At 38.5% G+C, this 23,796-nt stretch carries 21 protein-coding genes; 15 read left to right on the forward strand and 6 right to left on the reverse strand.

The genetic code is table 11. The annotated features are described in order from the left end of the window. Window positions 1–158: 158 nt before the first annotated feature. The gene (locus tag GO593_RS10075; protein WP_000463103.1) at window positions 159–782 is read left to right on the forward strand and encodes a LysE family translocator; all 624 of its coding nucleotides are present in this window, start codon (window positions 159–161) and stop codon (window positions 780–782) included. A gap of 162 nt (window positions 783–944) precedes the next feature. Next, complete coding sequence (locus tag GO593_RS10080) at window positions 945–1,133, forward strand: NF038215 family lipoprotein (RefSeq protein WP_000735804.1); 189 nt, start codon at window positions 945–947, stop codon at window positions 1,131–1,133. A 127-nt stretch (window positions 1,134–1,260) separates the two neighbouring features. Here GO593_RS10080 and metG read toward each other — a convergent pair whose 3' ends face one another. Then, window positions 1,261–3,324, reverse strand: coding sequence for a methionine--tRNA ligase (gene metG, locus GO593_RS10085; protein ID WP_001226776.1), 2,064 nt, complete (start codon window positions 3,322–3,324; stop codon window positions 1,261–1,263). Window positions 3,325–3,610: 286 nt separating this feature from the next. Here metG and GO593_RS10090 point away from each other — a divergent pair, with 286 nt between their 5' ends. The 3 genes from GO593_RS10090 (at window position 3,611) to GO593_RS10100 (ending at window position 6,504) form a co-directional block, all read left to right on the forward strand. Further along, window positions 3,611–4,111 (forward strand): hypothetical protein, encoded by a 501-nt coding sequence (locus tag GO593_RS10090; protein ID WP_000206133.1) that lies wholly within the window; start codon window positions 3,611–3,613, stop codon window positions 4,109–4,111. Between the two features lie 145 nt (window positions 4,112–4,256). Further along, entirely contained in the window at window positions 4,257–5,486 is a 1,230-nt protein-coding gene (apbC, locus tag GO593_RS10095; RefSeq protein ID WP_000118710.1) for an iron-sulfur cluster carrier protein ApbC, read from the forward strand. A gap of 145 nt (window positions 5,487–5,631) precedes the next feature. Then, the gene (locus tag GO593_RS10100; RefSeq protein ID WP_001159875.1) at window positions 5,632–6,504 is read left to right on the forward strand and encodes a 5'-methylthioadenosine/S-adenosylhomocysteine nucleosidase; all 873 of its coding nucleotides are present in this window, start codon (window positions 5,632–5,634) and stop codon (window positions 6,502–6,504) included. 30 nt (window positions 6,505–6,534) lie between these two features. Here the strand turns inward: GO593_RS10100 and GO593_RS10105 are convergent, their stop codons facing one another. Continuing rightward, a complete protein-coding gene (locus tag GO593_RS10105; RefSeq protein WP_000605097.1) occupies window positions 6,535–7,101 on the reverse strand; it encodes a DUF2062 domain-containing protein in 567 nt (188 codons plus the stop codon). A 355-nt stretch (window positions 7,102–7,456) separates the two neighbouring features. On the opposite strand from GO593_RS10105, the gene GO593_RS10110 reads away from it, so the two are divergent. The 7 genes from GO593_RS10110 (at window position 7,457) to GO593_RS10140 (ending at window position 17,002) form a co-directional block, all read left to right on the forward strand. Next, entirely contained in the window at window positions 7,457–8,050 is a 594-nt protein-coding gene (locus GO593_RS10110) for a LysE family translocator (RefSeq protein WP_000626777.1), read from the forward strand. Between the two features lie 114 nt (window positions 8,051–8,164). Continuing rightward, complete coding sequence (gene dcd / locus GO593_RS10115) at window positions 8,165–8,734, forward strand: dCTP deaminase (RefSeq protein ID WP_000985728.1); 570 nt, start codon at window positions 8,165–8,167, stop codon at window positions 8,732–8,734. 296 nt (window positions 8,735–9,030) lie between these two features. Continuing rightward, entirely contained in the window at window positions 9,031–10,380 is a 1,350-nt protein-coding gene (locus GO593_RS10120; protein WP_001248745.1) for a hypothetical protein, read from the forward strand. A gap of 228 nt (window positions 10,381–10,608) precedes the next feature. Next, a complete protein-coding gene (locus tag GO593_RS10125; RefSeq protein ID WP_000209693.1) occupies window positions 10,609–12,702 on the forward strand; it encodes a hypothetical protein in 2,094 nt (697 codons plus the stop codon). A gap of 15 nt (window positions 12,703–12,717) precedes the next feature. Next, window positions 12,718–13,443, forward strand: a complete 726-nt coding sequence (locus GO593_RS10130) for a DUF6160 family protein (protein ID WP_000724344.1) — start codon at window positions 12,718–12,720, stop codon at window positions 13,441–13,443. 32 nt (window positions 13,444–13,475) lie between these two features. Continuing rightward, window positions 13,476–15,887 carry a DUF6160 family protein gene (locus tag GO593_RS10135; RefSeq protein WP_001038904.1) on the forward strand — a complete coding sequence of 804 codons (2,412 nt, stop codon included), beginning with the start codon at window positions 13,476–13,478 and terminating at the stop codon, window positions 15,885–15,887. A gap of 161 nt (window positions 15,888–16,048) precedes the next feature. Next, window positions 16,049–17,002, forward strand: coding sequence for a DUF6160 family protein (locus tag GO593_RS10140; RefSeq protein ID WP_000791877.1), 954 nt, complete (start codon window positions 16,049–16,051; stop codon window positions 17,000–17,002). Window positions 17,003–17,075: 73 nt separating this feature from the next. On the opposite strand, the gene GO593_RS10145 is transcribed toward GO593_RS10140, so the two are convergent. Both GO593_RS10145 and GO593_RS10150 read right to left on the reverse strand, forming a co-directional pair. After that, window positions 17,076–18,020, reverse strand: a complete 945-nt coding sequence (locus GO593_RS10145; RefSeq protein ID WP_001984199.1) for a tRNA dihydrouridine synthase — start codon at window positions 18,018–18,020, stop codon at window positions 17,076–17,078. Between the two features lie 84 nt (window positions 18,021–18,104). Continuing rightward, window positions 18,105–18,914 (reverse strand): cytochrome C assembly family protein, encoded by an 810-nt coding sequence (locus tag GO593_RS10150; protein WP_000624642.1) that lies wholly within the window; start codon window positions 18,912–18,914, stop codon window positions 18,105–18,107. A 140-nt stretch (window positions 18,915–19,054) separates the two neighbouring features. Between GO593_RS10150 and ffh the strand changes: the two genes are divergently transcribed. After that, window positions 19,055–20,464, forward strand: a complete 1,410-nt coding sequence (gene ffh / locus GO593_RS10155) for a signal recognition particle protein (protein ID WP_000460625.1) — start codon at window positions 19,055–19,057, stop codon at window positions 20,462–20,464. Window positions 20,465–20,513: 49 nt separating this feature from the next. On the opposite strand, the gene GO593_RS10160 is transcribed toward ffh, so the two are convergent. Next, window positions 20,514–21,248: a pantothenate kinase gene (locus GO593_RS10160; RefSeq protein ID WP_000839416.1), complete on the reverse strand. Its 735-nt coding sequence runs from the start codon at window positions 21,246–21,248 to the stop codon at window positions 20,514–20,516. Window positions 21,249–21,262: 14 nt separating this feature from the next. Further along, complete coding sequence (locus tag GO593_RS10165) at window positions 21,263–22,015, reverse strand: biotin--[acetyl-CoA-carboxylase] ligase (protein ID WP_000362827.1); 753 nt, start codon at window positions 22,013–22,015, stop codon at window positions 21,263–21,265. Window positions 22,016–22,045: 30 nt separating this feature from the next. On the opposite strand from GO593_RS10165, the gene GO593_RS10170 reads away from it, so the two are divergent. Both GO593_RS10170 and GO593_RS10175 read left to right on the forward strand, forming a co-directional pair. Then, entirely contained in the window at window positions 22,046–22,849 is an 804-nt protein-coding gene (locus tag GO593_RS10170) for a sulfite exporter TauE/SafE family protein (RefSeq protein ID WP_000420176.1), read from the forward strand. A gap of 249 nt (window positions 22,850–23,098) precedes the next feature. After that, window positions 23,099–23,794: a GntR family transcriptional regulator gene (locus GO593_RS10175; protein ID WP_001047228.1), complete on the forward strand. Its 696-nt coding sequence runs from the start codon at window positions 23,099–23,101 to the stop codon at window positions 23,792–23,794. The last annotated feature ends 2 nt before the right edge of the window (window positions 23,795–23,796 follow it).

Here is a 23,796-nt window from a genome sequence, read left to right on the forward strand (position 1 = left end):
AAAGATGATATATTTAACGGACATTTTTGTCCGTTGTGAATAGCTAAATTGTAAAAACATGAAAATTCAATTTTTATAATTTATCTCTTTTCCATTTTTATATGTGCCATAAAAAGCTGCTAGAATATCGCGCAATTGCATGATGCTAGGTCAATACAATGTTTGAGTCCCTTATTCCTCTTTTTTCAATTGCGATGGCATTGATGCTTGGAGCAATAAGTCCTGGGCCAAGCTTTATTTATGTAGCGCAAAATTCAATATCTAAATCACGTAAACATGGCTTATTTACGGCTTTAGGAACGGGCACAGGTGCAGCTCTTTTTGGCTTTTTAGCGGTTATGGGGTTACAGGCAGTTTTATTGGCAGTGCCTTCAGCTTATCTAATTTTAAAAATTGGTGGTGGGCTGTATTTGCTTTGGCTTGCTTTTAAAATTATTAAACATGCCAAAGAACCAATTGCCATGGAAAATGATGCCAAATCGAAAATGACTTATAAACAAGCCTACCGATATGGTTTGATTACTCAGTTAAGTAATCCAAAAATTGCTGTTGTACTAGCGAGTGTTTTTACTGCTTTACTGCCAAAAGAAATTCCAAATTATTACTACGTCGCATTACCGCTCATTTGTTTTATGATTGATGCAGGTTGGTACTCATGTGTAGCAATGCTTTTATCTTCAGAGAAGCCTCGAAAAATGTATTTAAAAGCAAAAACGGGTGTTGACCGAGTGGCTGGAAGCATTGTTAGTGTATTGGGCTTAAAGTTAATCTTCTTCAAATGATAAATCTTTAATTAAAATATCTAAAAAATATAAAGCCAACTCTTTGTAGTCTGGCTTTATTTTTGCGCAAAATATATACAAATTGAAATATCTTTTTTAGCACTTAAATATTTAAAAAGTGGTAACTTAATTAATAAAACAAAAAGAAATGAGGATCACGTTATGAAAAAACTAATGGTGAGCATTTCGGTTGTTTTTTTCATCTTAACTACAGGATGTGAGATGAGAACAACAAGTAAACAGCAACCTTCAAATGAACGGGCGATGAGTATTGCTGGTTCTCCGGTTTATGAAAAAGACTACAAAATTCCCGATTTACAAGCCAATAATCATGAGCAATCTAATTATTAATTGATGGATAGAATATCTCACATATAGCACTTTAAATGTACTCAGTGCAGATAAGCCTGCTTATTTTAAAAAGTAGGTTAGAAATAAAAAAGCTCCCAATGTAGGGAGCTTTTTTTATGAATCTAGATTAAGAAACTTTATCGCCAGGTTTTGCACCGCTATCTGGTGAAATAATGAAAATGCCTTCACCATTTCCGGCAGCAAGTACCATACCGTTTGAAACACCAAAACGCATTTTACGTGGTGCAAGGTTAGCCACCATCACGACCAATTTACCTTTTAGGTCTTCTGGCGCATATTGACTACGAATACCACTAAATACATTACGTGGTTCAGCTTCACCTACGTCTAAAGTAAGTTGAAGTAATTTATCTGAACCCTCAACTGTACCTGCCTCAACGACCTGAGCAACACGTAAGTCAACTTTTAAGAAATCTTCAATACCGATAATTTCAGCTTCACCAACTGCTGGAGTAGGGGCTGCTTTTTTCTCGGCAGATTTCTCTTTTTTCGCTGCTTTAGTCGCTTGTGGAGCAGGAGCACCTAAAGACTCTTTAGAAGCATCAACCATGGCTGCAACAGCTTTTGGATCAACACGCTGCATAAGAGGTTGGAACTGTGCAATCTCATGGCTTACAAGAATTTGTTTACGTGACTCGAAATCGAAGCTTTCAAGTTTTAAGAAATCTTGAACTTGCTGAGCTAAAGTTGGCAGTACTGGAGCTAAGTACACTGCTAATTGACGGAATAAGTTGATACCGACAGAGCATACATCAAGAACTTGTTGTTCTTGACCTTCTTGTTTAGCAAGAGCCCAAGGTTTTTTCTCATCAATATATTGGTTTGCGCGGTCAGCAAGCGCCATAATTTCACGGATCGCCGTAGAGAATTCACGCGCTTCATATGCAGCAGCAATTGAATCACCAGCATCAATAAAGCTTTGTACTAAGTCAGATTCAGCACATGTACTTGATAGCGTATTGTTAAAGCTGCTGTTAATGAACTTAGCACAGCGACTAGCAATATTAACCACTTTACCGACTAAATCTGAATTTACTTTCTGAACAAAGTCGTCAAGGTTCAAGTCAGAGTCTTCAACTTTATCTGAAAGTTTAGAAGCAAAGTAATAGCGTAAATACTCTGGGTTTAGATGTTGTAAGTACGTCTCGGCTTTAATGAAAGTACCGCGAGACTTAGACATTTTTTGTCCATTTACAGTCAAGAAACCATTTACGAATAAGCCTGTTGGAGTGCGATAGTTCGCCCCTTCAAGCATCGCAGGCCAGAATAAAGCATGGAAGTAAACAATGTCTTTACCAATAAAGTGGTAAACCTCATTTTGACTATCTTTCTTCCAGAAATCATCAAAGTTTAAGTCTGGGCGCTTAGTTTTGATGTAGTTTTCAAAACTAGACATATAACCGATTGGGGCATCTACCCACACATAGAAATATTTATTCGGTGCATCCGGAATTTCAAAACCAAAATAAGGAGCATCACGAGAAATATCCCAGTCTGCTAAACCTGCTTCAAACCATTCATCCAATTTGTTAGCAATTGAAAGAGGTAAGCGACCTTCATCGCGGGTCCATTTTTGCAAATATTCAGCAAAGTTTGGGAGCTTGAAGAAATAATGGTCTGATGATTTTTCAACTGGTGTTGCACCACTTAAAGTCGAACGTGGGTTAAGTAACTCAGTCGCATTATAAGTTGTACCACACACTTCACATGAGTCGCCGTATTGATCTTCTGACTTACATTTTGGGCAAGTACCCTTAATGAAACGGTCAGATAAGAACATACCTTTTTCCGGATCAAATAATTGAGTTACAGGTCGAACTGCAATATTTCCGGCTTCACGGTTTTTAATATAGATATCTGTTGAACGAGCTTTGTTTGCATCACTATGAGTTGAATCATAATGATCGAAATGTACGCCAAAACCATCAAAATCACGGATGTGTTCTTTTTGAACATTCGCGATTTGCTCTTCTGGGCTAATACCATTTGCTTCGGCACGTAGCATAATTGCTGTACCGTGAGCATCATCCGCACATACATAAGTCACGTCATGACCCATTGCCCGCATGGCACGAACCCAGATGTCTGCCTGGATATAACCGAGTAAATGACCCATATGAATTGGACCATTGGCATAAGGGAGGGCATTGGTGACTAAAATTTTACGCACGGATCTCATTCTCTCATTCGTATTTATAAGGTGGAAGATTTTAACTGATGCAGGGAGATAAGCAAAGATTAATAATCTTTGACTAAATATAAGAGGTATCTACAAAAATGGACTTAAAGCCAGAAGTTATTTCTCTTTAGAACAGATAAACAAATCAAAAAGTATTTGAATCTTCCTGTATTGTCTTTGTTTCAAATTGCAGTTACGGTCAGAAAATAAGCCATAACGATGTATAACTAATAACTTATTCAGGTAATTTTTTTAATTAACGATGAGGATAACAACGATGACTACTGAAAATAAATTAGGTGAATTAAAGGCAAAAGCGGCTGATGCAAAAGTACAAGGTGAAAAAGCTTTGGACGATTTAAAAGAAAATGTAAAAGAGAAACAAACTGCGGGTAAAGAAGCAGTTGCAGATAAAGTAGATGAGCTAAAGACCAAAGCGGCCGATGCAAAAGTACAAGGTGAAAAAGCCTTGGAAGATTTAAAGGAAAATGTAAAAGAAAAACAAGCTGCTGCAAAAGAGGCAGTTGAAGATAAAGCTAATGATTTGAAAGGCAAACTTGATGATGCTCAGCATAGCCTGCAAGACAAGTTTGATCATTTACGTACTGAAGCAGCGCATAAACTTGATGATGCTAAAGCCAAAGCTGCAGAATTAAAGGAAGAGGCGGCTACAAAATTTGATGAGTTAAAAACTCAAGCAACTGCGAAATTTGATGAGTTGAAGAAAACAGCTACCGAAAAACTTAATAAATTGAAAAATCATGATTCTGCTGAATAAGTTGATTTAAACTAAAATCCGTACTCCTTACCTAAAAGATGAGTTCTGAAGTTAGTAATTATTCATCCCAAGGTGAGCGAGTGCGGAGCAATACTGTTACACTATCTCCATTAAGCTGTAATGATCTGTTTTTGGAGTAAACAATATGTCTTGGCTTTCTTCATTAAAATCCGTTTTTTCACCCGCACAAGAAGTGAAAGAAGAGGAAATCCAAACCGTACTCCAAAATTATTTATTGCCACATTCAAAAGATGCTTTAAAAGAGCGCATTAGTCAGCTTCAAGTGCAAGGTCGTGTTTTACAACTCACCATTAATACTTTCCCAGACGAAAAAGAATACTTGCAGCAAATTCATGATGATTTAGCTGGCGCTTTGCAAAAGTGCGGTATTGAAGAACTTAATTTACATGTAGTTCAACAAAAGCGCCCTACACAAGAGAGTTCAGGTCAAGGTTGTTCATCTAAAGCACCGAAAGAGAATTCGAATTTACCTCCTGTGCTTGATGCTTCACCTAAGTCTGAACCGGATCCAAATAACCCACCAATTCAGAAAGCGGCGCCGCAACAGAGAGATGTGCCACTTCATCCTCGAATCAAGAATGTTATTTTAGTTTCATCAGGTAAAGGTGGTGTTGGTAAATCGACAACTACGGTCAATTTAGCGCTTGCCTTACAAAAAATGGGACTTAAGGTTGGAGTATTAGATGCTGATATCTATGGACCAAGTATCCCGACCATGCTAGGTAATGCTGGTAAAACTCCTCTGATTGAAAGTGAAAATTTTGTGCCTTTAGATGCTTACGGTATGGCAGTGCTTTCTATTGGACATTTAACAGGTGATAACAACACACCTGTTGCATGGCGTGGACCGAAGGCTACAGGCGCTCTAATGCAATTATTTAACCAAACGCTTTGGCCAGATTTAGATGTACTCATGATTGATATGCCGCCGGGTACAGGCGATATTCAGCTGACACTTGCTCAGCGTATTTCAGTGACTGGCTCCATCATTGTGACTACTCCACAAAATGTTGCTTTGCTTGATGCGACTAAAGGAATCGAGTTGTTTAATAAAGTTGGTATTCCGGTATTAGGTGTCGTTGAGAACATGTCGACCCACATTTGTTCAAACTGTGGTCATGAAGAGCAAATTTTTGGTATCGGTGGTGGTGATAAGCTTTCCGAGCAATACCATATTCCATTATTAGGACGCTTACCTCTAAATGCTCAAATACGTGAGCATGCTGATCAAGGTAAACCGAGTGTGATTGCAATGGATGATGCAGCTGATAGTTATATCGATATTGCGAAAGCAGTCTGGCAACAGATTGAAAAAATTCCTCAGCGCACACGAGATGACAAACGAATCTTTTGATTCATCTGACCCGACTTTAAGTCGGGTTTTTTATTGGCTGGTTAAAAGAAAAATTTAAATTACTGAATCTAAATAACAAAGCTAAACTTGAAATTGGCATGCAGATTGCTACTTTACGCTTCTTTTTCAAAGAAACAGGTGGAAAATGCAATTTAAGTATAGTTTGGGCGTAATTAGTTTATGTAGCGCTTTATTTTTAGTTGGATGTAATGATGACAACTCATCAGTTTCACAAACACCAACCGTTCAGGAGCAAAAACAGAAGTTACAGCCGATTATTATTCAGGGGGCTTTACCCGTAGAGTCAGAAAGAATAGCTTCAAAGTTAGAAAATAAAACTGTTGAAACAGTAGGTGGCTGGACCTTTTGGAAAGGAACCTACAATGGTTATCCAATGATTATTTCTAAAACACGGATGGGGATGAGTAACTCTGCTGCCGCGACTGCTTTGGCAATTGAACGGTATAAACCGATTGCCATTATTAACCAGGGAACAGCAGGGGGGCACGATCCTGATCTTCATGTTTATGATATTGTTTTAGGAAAATATGCAACCAATATTGGTGCGTTTAGAACGCCTAAACAGCCATTAGGTGGAGGTTCAAACTCACTTACATGGGTTGAGGCTTTTGATGTTTTACCAACAGATGAATCTGACCCTGAGCCTATTGCAATTCGTAAATTTGAAGGTGACCAAGAGCTATTAATGGCGGCACATAAAGTACGTTATGATAAAGGTGAAGTGGTTGAAGGAACGATTGGCTCGGCAGATGTGTGGAATAATGAACTTGACCGAATTCAATTTTTCCATGAGCGTTATGGTACCTCAGTTGAAGAAATGGAAGCGGCTTCTGTTGCGCAAATCGCAAGCCAGTTTAATGTTCCGTTTTTAGGAATTCGAATTTTATCTAATAATATTACAAATAACGGGGCTTATGACCCTGGTACAGGAGAAGCTTGCCAAGACTACGTGCTTAACGTAGCTGAAGTATATATGAAATCTAAACTACCAAAATAACAATTTAATTTTAGGCAAGAAGATGAATTCTTATAGAGCGTCTTCTTGTTTTTTATGACCTGTTCTATTTTTCCAGTTTCGAATGACCATCCAACGCCAGAAAACCTCAGTCACTATATATAGTATGGTTGCAAATACAAACGCTTCGACAATGAGACCTGATATTAAAATTTTAGCGAGGCTCAAATCGATATGACCATGACCAAAATGCGTAATCCAACGTGAAATCTGGTGAAGCACCCCTAAAAGCATTTTCTTATTTATCATATGCACATGATAAATATGGGCACCAAACCAGAAACCAATATACAAAATAGGCGCTAATGTAAGAGGATTGCTGAGCCAAGCAAGCATTAAGCTAATAGGTAAATTAACTTCAAACAGTAAAACTGCCATAACAATAAATACACTATGAAAGGGTATAGGCAGTAAACCGAAAAAAGTCCCTACAAAAATAGCGCGAGTAATAGATTTACGGTTGACATACCAAAGCACAGGATTAAGGGTTTTTTGCCCGAAAATCCTTAAAAATTTCATATTTGAAACTTTCTCTGGAGAAGGAAGCCAAGATTGAAAAAATTGCTTTGCCATAATCATAGGATAGTAGAGCTTAGGGGCTCATATAAACACAAAGAAACAATATATTAATTGAAACTTATTAAAAGCTTAAAAATTAAACTTACTACGGTAATAATTTATTATAGGCCTTTTTAATGTAAAAATAGATTTAAAATAAAAATACTTATATTACTTAAATACAATTTGGTACTAAAACGCTGTGACTGACTCTGTAGTTTTTTAGCTTAGAATTAATAAAATTTTAATAAATTATTGTTTATAAATAATTTTTAAATTTTATTTCTTAAGAGGTTAAAAAATTGTCTTACAATTAGATTTTGCCTTCTAGAATAATATCTATTAATCTGAGATGACTACATTGTGAGGTCATTCAATGATTTCATGGCTTTTTATTGGCTTGGTTGCCACTATTTTACTTACCCCTGGCCCAACAAATACTTTACTTGCATCATCAGGAGTACAAGTAGGCCTCAAAAAATCTGCTAAATTAATTCCGGCAGAAGTTCTAGGGTATGTGATTTCGATTTCAGCTTGGGGAATGTTAATCGGGAAAGTTTCTGCAACGCTTCCTTTATTACCTCCTATACTTAAATTGCTCAGTGCTTGTTATATTATTTTTTTAGCAATTAAATTATGGCACACGGCAAATCAACAGCTTGAACTAGATCAGCCAACTATTCGCCCACGTGAATTATTTTGTGCAACTTTACTAAATCCTAAGGCATTACTTTTTGCTTCAGCGATTTTCCCTGTTGCAGCGTGGACTAATTTTCATATTTATCTCATTCATATGTTGGCTTATTTAGCTTTAATTACCCCAATTGCCTTATTCTGGATTTTTTTAGGGTCAGTCTTGGCTGCAAATAAAGTACGTTGGTTAAATCAATCAAATTTACAAAGAACGGCCTCGTTGGTTTTAGTTAGTTTCTCAATTCCAATTAGCTATTCTGCTTTATTAAATCTTTAAAAATTTATTCCGGGCTATTCTTAGCGATAAGAGTAGCCGTCATTGTTTTCATAATTGCTTTTTTACGTTAAAGTACGTCGCAATCAATGAAATTACCTTTTGGATAGAAAATACATGGCTATTAAGTCTGATCGTTGGATTCGCGAGATGAGCGAAAAACACGGCATGATTGAACCTTATGCAGAGAATCAAGTCCGTTTTGATAAGAATGGCGAAAAATTGATTTCCTACGGGGTCTCTAGCTATGGTTATGACGTACGCTGTGCCCGCGAATTTAAAGTTTTCACTAACGTACATTCTGCAATTGTTGATCCAAAAAATTTCGATGAAAAAAGTTTTATCGATATTGAGTCTGACGTTTGTATTATTCCGCCTAACTCATTTGCTCTAGCGCGTACAATTGAATATTTCCGTATTCCACGTAATGTTTTGACTGTGTGCCTTGGTAAATCAACTTATGCACGTTGCGGTATTATTGTAAATGTCACTCCTTTAGAGCCAGAATGGGAAGGGCACGTTACTTTAGAATTTTCTAATACCACGAACTTGCCTGCGCGTATTTATGCGGGTGAAGGTGTAGCACAAATGCTATTCTTCGAAAGTGATGAAGTATGCGAAACCTCTTATAAAGATCGTGGTGGTAAATACCAAGGTCAAACTGGGGTTACACTTCCTAAGACATAAATTGTTAAAAATAGATGAGCTTTAAAAATGGGTCACTTTAAGTGGCCTATTTTTTATATATACCTTAAAAAGTGACGTTTATCGGAATATTAATAAGGTACGTTTTCTTTTGTAAAAAATGATATAAAATGATCAAGAATTGATTTTTTTCTTTGATGTGGATCACACAAATTAAAAAGAAGCGAAATCGTAAATATCGGTATTTTTCTTATGTATTTAGTTTAAGAGTACATTAAAGAAAAAGAAGCCAAATAAAAAGAAATTAGATTATGCCCCCAAGGATACGGAGGTCGGTCATGCGACAGTTTACGTCTCTTCAGGTTGCGATATTAGCACTCGGAAGTTTATGCTTTTCTACAGCCTATGCTGATTCTACTTTAGTTCCAATGTCAGATGCTGAGCTATCAGCTACTCGTGGTCAGGCATTAATGAGTATGTCTTATATCGCGCCTAATGATTCGGCAAATCTGGAAAAATTGCGTGATAGTAGTAGTAATGTAGGATTTTATAAATTAGGTTTAGAGGCCGAGTTAGAAATTAATGCCAATATTCGTAAGCTCCAACTAGGTTGTGGTGGGGTAAATGGTGCAGGCGGCTGTGATATAGATTTTGATAATGTTAGTTTAAGTGGTGTAGCAGATACACGCGAGGGCCGCGTAGCAAGCGATGCGAAGCTGACAAATCCTTTTCTTGAATTTGCCATAAAGAATCCAAATAGTGCTTCGACTCGTGAAGTAGCTGGTATTCGCTTAAGTGCTGAAGCAGTTGAAGGGCTTTTAACTATTGGTACAGAAAACTCAGCCACACCAAATGGTATTAATAGTTTAAGTGGTTATATGGTAGTAGCACCGCAAGTAGGTGAGGCGACTGTTGATGCTGCACGCATCACGCAAACGGGTAGCCCTGCTTGTGGTGTATATCCATCTCCTGCGGGTTGTGGTGTTAATCAAGCAATTACAGGTAAAGCTAGAGGCGAGATTGCATTAGGAGCTGGATTCAATCTTGATTTCCAGACCAAGTCCTATGATATAACATTGACTCCTACACAAAAAGCACAGTTATCATTACCACAATCAGTTGTATCCGGACAACGGATGAGCAGTGTAAATTTATTAGCCTCTGCTATAGTTAATGGTATTGATTTGTCGGGTACACTGGCAGCTGATGTCGATATCCTTGGGGGAATTACGTTAAATGGTAATCTTCGTGGGACCATTAATAATTTGCCGGTAACAGTACCATTGTTAGAAAATTTAGGTTATATCCATAAAATTAATTTGAGTGGTAGCCCATTATCATTATCGATGCAGGGACAGGATATACGTTGGCCTGGAACAGTATCAACAGCAATGCGTGGTTGGTGGCTAGAGTTATCAAATCCAATCGATATTGGTCGAATTGACCCGACTAATAGTGTAGTTATTAAAACAGATACTATTAGAGATGCACTTACTGAGGTGAGTAAAGAATTAACCCAGAATCCATTAAATTGTGGTTTCTTGGCTGTCAATTGTATTGGTGGTGATTTTAATGTTGGGACAAGGGATTTATCAAATGCAAGACCAGCATTATTAGAATTACAGAATTTACAATTAGCTAATCAGTCTTTTGCTCCAAACTGCTATGGAAGTTTAAAGTTTTGCTAAGTATGAATGTGTAGTTTTAAATTTTGCATTCATCGGAAAAGTAAGTTTTTAAGCTCTTTTTTTTGCATTTGTGCAAATATTGCGCATAATGGAAATGTGGAAGGGTTGGCAATATCTATTTAGATTTGCCTTCTAGTCTAGGGTGAAAAGGAAAAGTTCACCTAGCATCAAGGATTGTTAAAGAAAAATAAATATGGTGCGCGGCATCGTATAAACAGGAAGGTCAAGATGACTACACTTAATTATACGGTAAGGTTTCAAAAAACCGTTCTGGCAAGTTTAATTGGCTTTTGTATAAGCCAGCCAAGTTTTGCTCTTGAAGAACTTTCTGATGCAGGTTTAAGTGAAACTACTGGTGAAGGTATCGCTATTTTGCCTCAAAATACTTATATGGTATTTCGTGGAGCTGGAGCGAATGAAACCACCAACCAAATTTTAACCGATCGCACTAAAGATACGGGTTATATCAATTATGTACCTGTTGGTCCATTAAGTATGACTTCGGCAGACACCAATAAAAACGGTACGATTGATTCGGGTGACCGTGCAGTGGGTAAAGCTGATATTTATCTTTATGGCCTTGCTTTATCCAAATCTGATAATAATACCAATACACGTATAGCTCCCACTGAGGCTGCAGCAGCAATATCAAGCTGGGGTACAGCTGTTAACCCGTGGATATTTAAAGTTGCAACTGAAAACTTAGTACCGAACTTCAGTGCAACAAATTGTACTGGAGCTACTGATCCAACTTGTCAGGTGACGTATTTAGCTTTAGAAGCTCCTTTATATGAGATGGGGACTAAAGATGCTGCAGGTCTGGATGCATATAAGCTTAAATTAGGCTTATGGTCAGATATTTTTGTTCGTAATCCTAATAAAATAAATGGGGCAGCAGATCAATTTAACTATGGTGACTCTAATGGTTTAATTGGTACAAGTACTGATGCGAGCCGTGCGAATCGTTTACGTTTGCAAGGTATTTGGAATAATTTTAGTTTAAACGGTAGTCGTCTACAGGTATTTCAAACTTTAGGTGGGGCGACGACTAGTGGGGGCATGAGTCCTTTTTATAATAATACATTGGGGATTGCCGGAGTTATACGTTTGAATAGCGGAGACAGCAAGGATGTTAAGGCTATTACTACAAGTTCTCTAACCGAAGGATCTACTACTTCTCCGTGGACTCTTATTCATGCGGGTGCTAATTCGACATTAAGTACAAGCACAACAGGTGATTGTAATAATGGAGGGACAGGAAGTTTTGGTACCTCAGCGGGATGCCGTTATTATGTAGAAAAACGTACACGTACAGATAGTAAAACCGCCACAAAAACGTGGGATGTCTCAGGCTTATCGAATGCAGGAGTTTTACGTTTGAGTACACGTGAAACGAGCGATACTGGAAATCTTATTACACCTGCAATTAATGGTGGTGTGGCACCGACTTTTGATGCTAATGAGGGAGTTTACCTTTATAACCCAAATATTAATCTTGTATTAGGTACTTTATACCAGCCTCTGGTGCTAGGTTCTGATGGTAAAAACTTTAGTTTAGAAATTGCCCGTATTGCGAATAAACCAGAAATTTATAAACAAATTTATACTGACTACAGCGGTGCAGATACCTCTTATAAAGGCTCAACTTGTAATGTTTATCAATGTGGTAGCCAACTAACTTTAGGTGGTAAAAATTACCAAGGCTATAATGCAACACACAGTAGTATTTCTATTGGTACTGCCTATAGCGAGGATGGTGGAAAAACTCTAAGAGCTTCAACCGATGAAGGAGCAGTGGGTATTTCGTTTGGTAAGTTAAATTCAGGTACGATTTCACAAACAACTTATTCAAACCAGATGACTGAAGTACATTATAAACAACGTGGAGTAAATACTCAGACGTGGGTACAGTCTTATAGTTGTACTCTATTTATTTGTGGCGCTGGTACAACAGGATATCTATATCAGTGGGAATATAATAATGGTTCTACACCTTGGGCAATTTTAGCCCCAACAACAAAACCTGCAGATGCTACATGTTCTCCAACTATTGGTTGTAGTAGTACTTCTGGAACTACACCTATGTATGGTTCCATTGCAAACCGTGTTTGGGCGAACTCATCAGCTGTTTGGTTAACGGCAGCAAATAACGAAGTAAATAATTTAATTGGTGCCAATAATGGAATGACAGGTACAACTTTCCCAACATTAAATCAGGCACCTACACCTGTTATAAACTCTAGTCCAATAAATAACATGGGTTCAGCTGTTATTGATGGTGTTTTAATTCAGCATTTAAAACTGACAACTAAGGGTCTCTAAGAGGAGGGTAACGCGATGAAAAAAATAACTGCTTTACTCTTTGCTCTTTGTGCAACTGTGACTCATGCAGAGTTACAGACCTTGGATAATGATGCATTACAGGCAATCAATGGCCAAGCTGGTGCTGATTTATCACTCATGCTTAATTTAAACCAGACCAGTAACGGTATATTTGATAATGGCAGTGGCGGCGTTTGTGAAAACGTAGAGTTTTGTCACATTGGTTTAGCAATTAACAAACGTTTTGTGCAAGCAGACACGACTAAGCCAAGTGGTTGGGCTGAAAATAGTGATAGCGGTAATAAACTTTGGTTAGTATTTAAAGGCGTACAAGGCACTTTAAATATTCAAAAAATGGGTTTAGATGGTGCTGATTTAAAGTATCTTGATAAAAGTAATACTGAAATTATAAAACCGGCTATTCAACTTAGTTTTAGTGCAGCACAGCCAATTTTAATTCGTAACTTTGGTTTTAATGCTCTGTCAATTGAGCAAGATAACTTTACGAGCTCAACAACAACGCAAGGCTCGAGTGCAAATATGTATGATTATGCATATTTCAAAAAACCAACCTATGCAGCGACTGCTAATAGTGCGAACCAGCAAGTAGCTACTGCGACTCCATCGGCGTATGACTATGGTCGTGAAACAGGTTTTATGGGCTTAATGATGAACGGTAACATGGCAATTCAAGGAAAAGTCATGGTCTTTAGCTGTGATGGTAGCCATCCACGTTGTTAAAGGTTAATGTAGATTTCAAAGGAACTGAAGTGATGAACAAAAATAAAGAAAGTCACGGCTCAAAGTTTATTTTAAATACATTAACAGCCAGTATGTTGTTAGTGAGCGGACAGGTTTTTGCTTTAGAAGCGTTAACAGACGCTGATTTGAGTGCCGTGAATGGCCAAGATGGTATATCGATCCAGACGACTTATAATGAAATTAATATAGACAATGCCTATTGGGACGATCATGCAGGAACTTCAAATAGTGCAGATCAGGTTTTGAGAGCCCAAGCTGGTGGAATAAAAGTACAAAAGAGTAATGCTTCCACACAAACATTAGGAACAAACTACCGTTTGGATGTGGGTAGTAATCCAACGACAGGAAAAACTGGTCTAGATTTCTCCTTACAGAGTAATCCTTCTCTTATTACTGTGAATAGTTTTAAGGTCTGTAATAGTTCGTCAATTTGCTCACCTACAATGGGACAACTGGCTATTCAGACTTCTTCACCTTTGAGTTTAGCCCTTACTACACAAGATGGCTTATTTAATGCAAATAGCCAGTCAAGCATGAGACTTGGCCTCAATAATGCGAATATTTATTTAGGACAAGTAGATGCACGTACGCAACTTAACCAATTAATTTTAAAAAACTTTAATTTTAATTTTGTTGGTAAAGGCGCTATGTTAATTGACCCTAACCGAGGTCTGGTTTTACAAACCAATACGGGGTCTAATACTGCTGCGGTTGGGCAAACTCCAAATAGTACCTATGGCTATGTCGATTTTAATCGTGTCGCCGATTCTGCTTCTGGTTTAACTGCTGGTACATATGTAGACAGTAGCGGGAAAGTAACCAATTCAGGTCTGAATATTGAGGTAATGCTTAGCTCAAATGTTGATAAGTCAAATCCTTATGCCCTAGACACGACAAATAGCCCACAGAATTCTAAAGGCTTGATTCGTTTAGGTGCTAGCGGCCGTATGGTCAATAGTTACTTACAAGTCCGTGGTATGGATGGCTCTTCAGATAAAACAACATTAGGTACTGCTAATACAGCTTCAGGTACGGGATCAAGTAATAGTATTTTAGGTAACTCTGGAATTGCCTTTCGTATGAAAGGGGAGTTCACTAAAGATAATGATTCGATGTTAGGTTCAGATGGTAAAGCAACTACCTTGGAAATTGGTGGTGCAGGTCTGAATGCTTATGGTTTTGAATTCGGTAATTTAACGGGGCTGAACTCGGCTACACGCGGTTATTTTGACAGCGGAAATATTTATCTAAATCTTGCTGATACAAAAACTTTATTAATGCCAAATAACGCAACGTTAAATGCAATTCGTTTAGGATCTGGCACTTTAACCACAGCTGCCGATTATCAACATAATATTCATCGTGATACGGTGACTAATCCATTTAGCTTAATTCTTGCCATGCGTGGAGCAGAGTTTCAGGCATTTTCAAGACGCGGTCGTTTTACCACCAGTGCAAATGTCGCTGCTGCCAATCAATTTGCAGATAATGGTTTAAATAACCAGTGGGGTTTGGCATTACCTTTTTATAATTTAAATGCGAATGCCGCTGTCTATGGTGTAGATGCGCCTGCAAATAGTGCTTATTACTATACAAAAGATGCCAACGGTAAACCGATTCAAAATTTAGTTGCAACATCTGGTACAACTTCACGTTTAGGTTTTGGTATAGCTGTCGGAACGACAGGTCGAGATGCAGGCGGTACTAAAACAACTTCAATTTTATTAATTGATGGTTCTCCAAATACTAATAATGCGGGCAACCCTACCGATTATTATATGGGGTTACGTAATATTGATATGTTCCTCAAAGGCAATGGCACTATTGGTTTAGAAAATGGCAGTTTAAATATCGGTTTAAAAGATATGTTACTTGCTTTATCAACCGAAATTGCGGCAGGTTATTTACCGGGAGCTAAATATAAAACTTGTCCGGCAACTGGGTCTTGTACTTCGCCAATCGATAACTTTGCCAAAAATAATGATGTCTTATTTGGTTTAAAACTACGTTTAGGCGGTGATCTTAATTTATCGATAGTGCCGAATAGTTCAATTGCAGATGGTAGTGCTTTAACTGTACTCGGCGATTTTACAATGCCTGCGACAGCAACTGGAAATACTGTACAAATTAGTGATCCGATTGATGGTTCTGCAATTGGTTTTGACAATATTACTGGAAAGCTAGCGTTTAATACCGCTTTAGTTGTGGGCAAAGATACCGCAAGTGGTTTAGGTAAAGTTGGCGTAAATACCGCGGTTTATTTTAACCCTGATAAGAGTATTGACGGCGCATTACGTGTGAAAGATATTAATTTCTATCCACCTTCAACAGGTGCAGGAGCACGTTTAGGTGAGCTTGCAATTACGGGTGGACGTCTAAATAGTAGCTTTAGCATTGTGCCTAGAAATGGCGCCTTTAACTAATCAATAAAAGTGACGTTTAACGTCACTTTTTTATATAAATTTTAGTTTAGTGTGATTGGATTTGCATTCGTCGGGTTATAGAGATAATTGCTTTGTACTTGAATATTATTCTGATAGTCTGAACAAATAATAAACGTTTGTCTCTTAAGGATTAGAGCGACATGAAAAATAAAAATATAGGGTGTTGGCTGTTACTTGCCGGTAGTTCAAGTGTTTTTGCGATGCAGCCTTTAGATGATCAAAGTCTTGCAGCTGCGACGGGTCAAAATGGTCTAACTTTAGGTATTCAGGCCGATCAAGTTAAATTTAATCAAGTTGCCTTGATTGATACGAATGGTATTGCATCTACGTCTTACAACAGTAAAGCAGGTCTTGTCATTGCAGGAAACTCTACTAATCCGGTTCCTGGCATAGAGTTTATTAAAGCTGCTGTATCTACAAATCCTTCTTTTAATATTGCAATTGATACCGATGCTGGTGGTGGAAATCCTTTTTTAAATTTAGCTGTCACGATGGGGAGTGACGTAAATGGTATTCGGCTTTTACCATTTTCAGTTTATTTAGCACCAAGCACATCTTTATCTAGTCCATCCGATTATGCATTAACAAGTTATGCACCAAAATCAATTTTTAGTTCGGGCACAACGGTGAATACCGGGGTAAAAGAGCTGATTCGTTCTACTGGTAATCTTGATATTAACTTTGTACAAACCAATAAGCCTCGTTTAAATATTCAATTGGGACATGCTGCCCAGTCGGTTATGGTTAAATTCGGAGGAGCTATTCAATCGATTTGTTCTGCTGCATCTGGCTGCCCGATTACTTTAGTTTCCGATAACACGGGTGCTACATTTGGGTTTAAATTTGCAGGTACGAATGCGTCAACGGGTTTTGTTCTTGATGGATTTTATGCTGGGGTTGACCCGACAGGACTTACCTTTGGAAATATAGGTGTATCTAGTAAATTTGATGCATCACTTAACAATGTGACTTTAGGAAATTTAGGTACACAAAGTACAACAACATTTAATAATTTACCCAATGGGTCTATGGGGAGTTTTGGAGTTACGGGTGCTTCGGTGACCGACTTTAAAATGAAAGTAAGTGGCTTTTAAAAAAATAATTAATTAACCTGAAATACCAAAAGAGGGCGGTTGTCTAAACAATCGCTCTCTTTTGTTTGAGTGATTAAATACGAGAAGAACTGGTTTGCTCTAGCTGCTGAACAATTTCATCTAAAGCTTTAATGCGTTTCACTTGGTCCCATAATTCTTTCGCTTGAGGATAGGCTTTTGTCATCATACCTAACCACTGCTTATAACGGCCAACCATCCCAATTTCTGTTTTTGCTTGACCATTTAAAAAACGTATTTGTAAGTCAACCAGTTGTTCCCAAGTAAACAGTGCTTCATCCATATTTTGGCGAATACATTGTGTTAAATCTGGAGTAGTCACTGCACCACGGCCAATCATTAAATCTTCACAGCCAGATTGTTGCTGGCAAGCTCTAGCATCAGCATTGGTCCAGATTTCGCCGTTAGCAATCACATTAATTTTTAAAGCTTCTTTAATCGGTAGAATTTTTTCCCAATAAGCTGGTGGCGTATAACCATCTGCTTTAGTTCGAGCATGTACTGTTAACCAGCTTGCACCCGCATCTTCAACTGCATGGGCATTTTCCATGGTGTGGTTTTCATCTAGATAACCTAAACGCATTTTTGCTGAAACAGGGATGTGCGCAGGTACTGCATCACGGACTGCCTTAATCAGCATATGTACTACGTCTGGTTCATCAAGAAGTACCGAACCACCTCGATGTCGATTGACGGTTTTTGCAGGACAACCAAAATTAAGGTCAATTGCAGGAGCACCCAGCTCAACGACTTTTGCCGCATTTGCTGCAAGCATCTCTGGATTATTGCCTAAGAACTGAACGTGTACAGGTGTTCCAGCAGCTGTTTTACCATCGTTTTTAAGTTCAGGACAAAAACTATAGTAAATATGGTCTGGCAAAATACTGTCTGTAACGCGAATAAACTCGGTTACACACCAGTCGAAGTGACCAACAGATGTGAGTGTATCCCGCATGATCGGGTCAGTTAAACCTTCCATTGGAGCGAGTATGAGTTTCACAGTCTGAGTCACCTGAGCAAAACAAAAACAGCGTTATACGGGATATGTATAACGCTGTCTAGTAGTGCTGAAATTTTAATTGTTTTATCGGCCCAATATCATCTCAAGCACAAATTTACTGCCAATAAAACCGATCGCTAATAATGCAAAACCAATTAAGGTAAAACGAATCGCTTTTTGTCCGCGCCAGCCAAGTTTATAGTGGCCAATCAATAAAGAGCCATAAATAAACCATGAAATAATACTAAATACGGTTTTATGAGCGAGATGCTGGGCAAAGAAGCTATCAACTGTTAAGAAACCAAACGCGAGAGCAATGGTTAATAAAATAAAACCAGTAATGATGAGGTCAAATAATAAAGATTCCATGGCCTGAATGGATGGAAGTAAATTGACCCAAATACGTTTTTTTTGTTTCTTTTTGAGTTCACGGTTTTGGAACCATATCAAGATCGCATGTATGGTTGCCATCAGTAAAACAGCATAAGCAGAAAGTGAAAGAATAATATGAGTATCTAAACCTAATGAATGCTGTTCAATAAACTGATCGGGACGGCTAAATGCAAAACCTAAAATAAGACCAATCGCTGCTACAGGAATGCCGAGCAAGTTTAACGGTACAATCGGACGGAAAGTACTAAAAACTAAGCTTAACAACAACATAAGTCCTGATGTAAAAGACACCAGATTAAAAACATCGTAGTTAATTCCTGATGGGGTCAGCATGGCATGACATAAAACTGTGCCATGTAACAGCAGTGCTAAGGTCGTAACAAAAGCAAATAACCATGGATTTGGTTCGCGTTTTGACATTAAACGTATGAACAGATACCAGAAAGAAGTGGTATATGCGATGAGTGCCAAAATTGTGTAAACCAAGGGGAGGCTAATCATGTCAAACCTTTTTCAGGATTAATTCATCTAGATAAGATATAAATTCGCTGCGAACTAAAGTATCCTATAGCATTCTATGCATAAATTTTCTATTTCGAGAAAGATTTTTTTGCAACTAGCCATTTTAAGCGGATTTTGCAATGTTTGATACCTTAACAGAACGACTCACGCAGAGTTTAAGAAATGTTACTGGCTCAGGGCAGCTGACCGAAGACAATATTAAAGATACCTTACGTGAAGTACGTATGGCTCTTCTTGAAGCCGATGTCGCGTTACCTGTAACTCGTGAATTTATCGCGAAAGTTAAGGAAGAGGCATTGGGCCAAGAAGTGATGACTCAGTTATCTCCAGGCCAGGCATTTGTAAAAATTGTCTATGATGAACTCACCAAGATGATGGGTGAGGCCAATGAAACACTGGATTTAAGTGCTAAGCCTCCAGTTGTGGTATTACTTGCTGGTTTACAAGGTGCAGGTAAAACAACTACAGCAGCCAAGCTAGCACGTTTCTTAAAAGAACGTCAAAAGAAAAAAGTAATGACCGTTTCTGCCGACGTTTATCGTCCGGCAGCGATTAAACAGTTAGAAACTGTGTCAGCAGAAGTTGGTGCAGGCTTTATTCCATCAGACCCTTCTGAAAAACCAATTGATATTGTTAACCGTGCAATTGAACAGGCAAAAATCCAGTTTGCTGATGTGTTGATTGTCGATACGGCGGGCCGTTTGCATGTCGATGAAGACATGATGGACGAAATTAAAGAATTGCATGCAGCAGTTAAGCCGACTGAAACTCTGTTCGTGGTTGATGCCATGACAGGTCAGGATGCTGCAAATACTGCTAAAGCATTTAATGATGCTTTAGCGCTTACAGGTGTGATTCTTACTAAAACTGATGGTGATGCGCGTGGCGGTGCGGCACTTTCTGTGCGTGCTATTACCGGTAAGCCAATTAAGTTCTTAGGTATGGGCGAAAAGCTTGATGCTTTAGAACCATTCCATCCGGATCGTGTTGCCCAACGTATTTTAGGTATGGGTGACGTACTTTCTTTAGTCGAAGAAGTTGAACGTAAAATCGACAAAGAAAAAGCCGAGAAAATGGCGAAAAAATTGCAAAAAGGTGGCAGCTTCAACTTTGAAGATATGCTGATGCAATTTGAGCAAATGAAGAAGATGGGCGGCATGATGGGCTTCTTAGACAAGTTGCCAGGCATGAGCAGTGCAGGAATTCAGCAAGCAATTGAGCAGGCGAATCCTGAAAAGCAGGTCAAGAAAATGGAAGCTATTATCCAGTCAATGACCATCAAGGAACGCCGTAATCCAGACCTGATGAACCCAAGCCGTAAAAAACGTATTGCAGCTGGGTGTGGTATGGATGTAGCTGAAGTGAATAAACTCATTAAGCAACAAGCACAAATGGCTAAAATGATGAAGAAGTTTGCGAATCCATCTGGTATGAGCAAAATGATGCGTTCATTAGGCAATATGCAAAAACAATTTGGCGGTGGTGGCGGTATGGGACCACTGTTTGGTAACAACGACCAAAAGAAATAAAACCATAAAATAAAAGGCGCCTAGAGCGCCTTTTATTTTGGTCTGTATTCTAGTCTTTAGGATAATGGGCAATATATTGTTGTAACCCTTTAAGCAAAAGATCTGTTTCAACAGTAGGTTGGTACTTCTGTAGAAATTTTGCAAAAAGAGGAGCATCGCCACCTGTGAGGAGTAGTTTTTTAGGTGATTGTTGCATAATGCTTTCAATCGTACTAATGAGGCCCAGTAAAATACCATGATGTACTGCATCTACGGTGTTATTACCCGGATTTAGATTATCAAAAGCCGAATCGGGAATTTTAATACCTTTGGTATTTTGAATCAGCGCATCACGCTGTAAATAAAGGTTTGGCAGAATATAACCGCCTAAATGCTGTTTGCCTTTGGTTAAATCAATGGTCAGCGCAGTTCCGCAACCAATAATGCAATAGTTTTCTTTTTCCTCAGCAACAGCAAGTACCTGTAGCCAGCGGTCAATCCCGAGCTGACTTGGTACTTCATAGCCACATTGTAAACCTGCATATTCAGCATGCACTTTGGCAAAAACAACAGGAATTTCTAGCCATTTTAGAATTTGCTGAATACGCTGATTATTTTCGGTATCGAGAACCGAAGAAATCCCAATACGATGCAAGCCTTGATGTTTAAAGTGTTGGATTAATCCCAGTAATAAATCGGCAGGAGACTGTAAATGTAACTCAGCTGCATGTTCAATAATTTGCTGATTTTCAGTAATCCAGTATTTTAAACGGGTGTTTCCGATATCAAGCCATAAACTTTTCATAGGAAAATACCTGATTACTGAGTGGTTTGTGGTCTTAGACGACCTTGATAAAACTGCTGTGGTTCAGGAGTTTCAATAATCACCGCACCTTCATTAGAGATTCCAACGAAACGGCCATATACCAGTCCTTGACTATGTTCGAACTGAACTAACTGATTAAGCCATGCAGCATGGTGGTTAAAACGTCCTGCAAGGTTATAACAACCGTGATCAAACCAGCGGGCTGCATTTTGAATTGCAACATAAAGCTCTGAAATTAACTCAAGACGACTCATTTGCTCTAGGCCTAAATCTTCTAGAGACGTGATCGGTTGATCACTATCAGTGACTGGTGGTGTTTTTAAATTAATACCTACACCTACAATCGCCTGATGTTGGGAAAGAGGTTCAACCAAAATTCCGCCCCATTTTCCTTGTGTACTATACAAATCATTTGGCCATTTCACTTGTAGACTCAAAGGTTGTAGCTGTGGAATTTGCAAAATATTCAACGCAACTTCAAGTGCTAAGCGACCATCTAAGGGTGTTCGAGTTTGCACCAATGTGCTTAAATAAATGTTTCCTTCAGGTGAAATCCATTGCCGTTGATGTTGACCTCGCCCTTGAGTTTGTTGAGCACTGCAAACCAAGCCTGTTGTAATGCCTTTTTGGGCAATTTCACGAATATCATCATTGGTCGAAGTTGTGGTTGCTTTTAATAAAACCACTTCTGGAAGCTGGTTTTTTGCGCTTAAAAGTTGTTGTAGTTGGCGAGTCTCTAAATCCATGTTGAATATGAGCAGAGTGGTAAAACATTTATGGAGTTAATCATATATTTACTCATTGGCGCAATTGCTGGTTTTACTGCCGGACTGTTTGGAGTTGGTGGTGGACTAATTATTGTACCAATTCTCTATGTCGTTTTTACCCAGTTGCACTATGATCCCGCGGTAATCATGCATATTGCAGTCGGAACCTCCCTAGCAACCATTATTGTGACTTCCTTTAGTTCAGTTTCGGCTCATCATAAAAAAGGTGCAGTCCTCTGGCCTGTTTTTCGTAATTTAGCACCGGGACTAGTGATTGGTTCCTTTTTAGGTGCAGGTATTGCCGACCTTTTGTCTGGACAGCATTTACAGCTTCTTATTGGTGTCTTTGCTGTTGTGATGGCTTATCGGATGTTCAAAGGAGCCCATGTTGTGGTTGACCCAACACGTCAGCTTCCTTCAACCCCTATGCAATTCATGGCGGGTGGAGGCATTGGTATTGCCTCTGCAATTTTTGGAATTGGGGGAGGAAGTTTAACCGTTCCATATTTAAACCGTCATGGCGTAGTCATGCAAAAAGCAGTTGCGACCTCTGCTGCTTGTGGTTTACCTATTGCTATTGCAGGTGCAATTGGTTTTATGTGGTTTGGTGCTAAAGAGCACATTTCTGTACCTAATACGATTGGATATATCCATATCTATGCTTTTATTGGTATTAGTGTCATGAGTTTTGTCACCGCTAAACTTGGGGCTAAGGTTGCCCACGCATTGTCACCACAAATGCTAAAAAAATGCTTTGCTTGCTTGTTAGTCGTGGTCGGCAGTTACTTTATTTATAAAGGTTTTATGAATTAAAAACGTTTTATTAAAAATATATAGAAAAGAAAGCTTAGACTCTCACGGTTTAAGCTTTTTTTATTTGAAGACTTGAAAAGATTAAAGGTGAGTTTTTCATCCGATTTCTGTATAGATTTTGGGTGGGTTGGCTTAAAATGCAATAAAATTGTCAGACAATGACATAGTTTTTAATGGATGAGATCAGTTAAAAACAAGGATGCGAAAGAAAAGCATGGATTAATGCATATAAAAAGTAGCGGGTGATTTATGAATCTCGAAGAGACAGAAAGTCTTTCTGAGCAAATTGTCAAATATATTAGCGAACAGATTATTAGTGGCGAATTGGTTGAAGGCGAACGTATACAAGAGCTTCGTATCGCTAAAGAGCTTGACGTAAGTAGGGGATCAGTTCGTGAGGCGCTATTATTACTCGAGCGTACGCATCTCATTGAAATTTTTCCGCGTCGTGGTGCAATTGTTTCGGAAATGTCGGCACAACAGGTCAAAGCGTTGTTTGATACAAATATGATGTTATTGGGGCATATTGTACAACGCATAAGCGAAACATGGCGTGCCCATGAAGCTGATCAATTACAACTCTTGTTAGAACAGCTTCTTGAGCATGTAAAAGCAGGCGATATCGAAAAATTCTACGATGCTATTTTCCAATATCTTGCTGAACAACAAGATATGGTCGGTAATCCTTATTTAATGAAATTTTATAAAGAATTATTACCATCATTACGTCGTAGTTATTTTTTGACGCTAAATACCTCTAAACGGGAACTACAAGAAGCGTTTGCATTATTTAAACTCGTGACTGATGCAATTTTGATCCGAAAATCACAACAAGCCGCTTTATTTATGGAAGATTTTTGTCGACACTTACGTAACCTTGTGTTGGAATCGCTGACACGAATGAAACAGATTGAATTGGCTTGGGCGAGACGCTCACGCCGCTAGTT

This window comes from Acinetobacter baumannii, from assembly GCF_009759685.1.
Taxonomy (GTDB): domain Bacteria; phylum Pseudomonadota; class Gammaproteobacteria; order Pseudomonadales; family Moraxellaceae; genus Acinetobacter; species Acinetobacter baumannii.